3 protein-coding genes are annotated in these 2,256 nt (G+C 34.9%); 1 reads left to right on the top strand and 2 read right to left on the bottom strand.

Going from position 1 to position 2,256, the window contains the following annotated elements; genetic code table 11:
- Positions 1-213: 213 nt before the first annotated feature.
- The gene (locus tag H280_RS0122765) at positions 214-672 is read right to left on the bottom strand and encodes a DUF3939 domain-containing protein (protein ID WP_020063393.1); all 459 of its coding nucleotides are present in this window, start codon (positions 670-672) and stop codon (positions 214-216) included.
- 299 nt (positions 673-971) lie between these two features.
- Between H280_RS0122765 and H280_RS0122760 the strand changes: the two genes are divergently transcribed.
- Positions 972-2,012, top strand: a complete 1,041-nt coding sequence (locus H280_RS0122760) for a YkvI family membrane protein (RefSeq protein WP_020063392.1) — start codon at positions 972-974, stop codon at positions 2,010-2,012.
- Positions 2,013-2,106: 94 nt separating this feature from the next.
- On the opposite strand, the gene H280_RS27075 is transcribed toward H280_RS0122760, so the two are convergent.
- Positions 2,107-2,256: hypothetical protein (locus tag H280_RS27075; protein WP_020063391.1), on the bottom strand; the 150-nt coding region annotated here is incomplete at its 5' end.

Below are 2,256 nucleotides of genomic sequence, written 5' to 3'. Positions count from 1 at the left end.
AAAGTACCACAAACCTTGCAATTTTCAGTGGTACTCCGTATCCAACCTCACTTTCATCCCATGCCTAAAGGCGATGGGCTTTCCCGTTCGGAAAGAGCTGTAAAATGTATATTGATAACCTATCCACGCTGTTAAAGGAATTGCAATTGGCACAATTGTTCGGCCGACAGACCAACGAAGTGTTGCTGCCGCAAATACTTCATTGTTGTTTCTTTATTGCACAGTGGTTGTACTTATTTTATCAGGTTTACTTGTCACTAAATAATGTTTCTCTGATACATATAAATTTCGGTTTAACCCTCTTTTTAAATATGGACCTAACTTGATCGAACAAATAAGGCGATTTTCATTTCCTTCAACGATTGGAAAAACTTCCTTTTCCGTTACATATTGATCCACAGCACGTTGTACATCATCAATTTCTTTAACAAGCGCAAGGTTTTCCTGTGTACTCTCAAAGACTTCAAGTGTCTCCTTTGTAATAATAAATGTATTTGTAGGAAAGGCAGGTAAATAAGGTTTTAATAAGTCATAATTAACCGTGTAGTCATCATTTACTAATACTGTATATATGACATTAGCATTCGCTTCAAGAAATTTTGCCATAGCAAGTTCTAATTCATCTTTCGTAATCTCTCTTTCTTCCTTACCTTTTTTAAAAAAGTGAAACATCTTCTCCGCCCCCTTTTTCTTCATTATACCATAAATTACAAGATAAATTTGAATAATGAAAAAACACCTCCCCATCACTAGTCTCACATTTTAAAAAATTATATAAAATTATCACTTTATCGTATGTTTGTCCAAACTCTTTCATATGTATGAAATTAAGTAAAGTTTTCAGTAGGTAGTGAAACTTCTCTTATCTCAAAATGCAAGTGATGACTGGTGAATGTTTTACTTTATCCCGCATTACTCTCAAAGTCTATGTAACAAATAAATCAGCTCATAACATAAGAAAGAGGGATTACATGGATAATCAGCAATGGAAAGTAGCTAAAAAAATTGCTGCTACTTATATAGGGACTGTCGTTGGAGCTGGATTTGCAACTGGAAGAGAAATTGTTGAGTTCTTTACAATTCACGGGACATATGGAACAATCGGCATTTTAGTAAGCGGCATTTTCTTTATTTGGATAGGAACAAAAATGATGCTGCTTTCTTCGCAAATCAAAGCATTTTCTGCTCAAGAATTTAACAAATATTTATTTGGTGATGTCTTCGGAAACGTTGTAAATATTTTATTACTTCTCGTATTATTTGGCGTGACAAGCGTCATGCTTTCTGGAGCTGGAGCAGTATTTGAAGAGCAACTTCGCCTCCCAAGACAACTTGGAATCTTTATAACGATACTCGCTTGTATTATTATTGGCAGCCGAGGATTGCAAGGGGTATTTGAAGTCAATTCACTCGTCGTACCAATTATGATGATTTTTATCGTGGGGCTATCTATTACAACACTCTTTCATGATGTATCTTCTTTTTTCAGCATGACACCTACTGAAAATTGGAATAGCAAATGGGTTACAAGTCCAATTACATATGTTGCACTCAATCTCTCCCTCGCTCAAAGTGTACTTGTACCATTAGCAAGTGAAGTCAAGGACCAGAAAGCTATTAAATGGGGTGGTATGTTAGGCGGGGCAGGGCTATGTTTAATTTTATTATGTAGTCACTTCGCCATGTTATCTGTCGAACAATTTTATCAATATAATATCCCAATGGCAGAAGTTGTACGTCGCTTCAATGCTACTTTTCATTTCTTTTTCGTATTAATTATTTTCGGAGAAGTATTTACAACACTTGTCGGTAACATATTTGGTATGACGAAACAACTTCAATCTATCACCGGCTGGAAAAGTAACATCATTATTTATTTCATCTTACTTATTAGTTATTGTTTTAGTTATATCGGTTATAGTGAATTACTTCATATGTTATATCCTATGATTGGATGGATTAGCTTAATCCTTCTTCCAATTATTGCATTCAAACAACAGCAAAAAACATAAAATGAAACGGCATATCCCTCACTAAGAATTTATTGAACAAATGGACACACAAAGCAAAAAGCACGTGAATCATCTTATTCACGTGCTTTTTTTATTACACCTTAAATCTTTCAATTAATATTTGTAACTCTTCAGCCATTTGTGATAACGTTCCAGATGCTGAACTGATTTCTTCTATAGATGCCAATTGTTCTTCTGCTGATGCCGCTACACTTTGTGTGCTAGATGCATTGTTACTCGCTGT

The organism is Bacillus sp. 123MFChir2 (genome assembly GCF_000383235.1).
GTDB lineage: Bacteria > Bacillota > Bacilli > Bacillales > Bacillaceae_G > Bacillus_A.
Note: the sequence above shows the minus strand (reverse complement) of the source record. Positions and strands in the feature narration are given on the sequence as shown.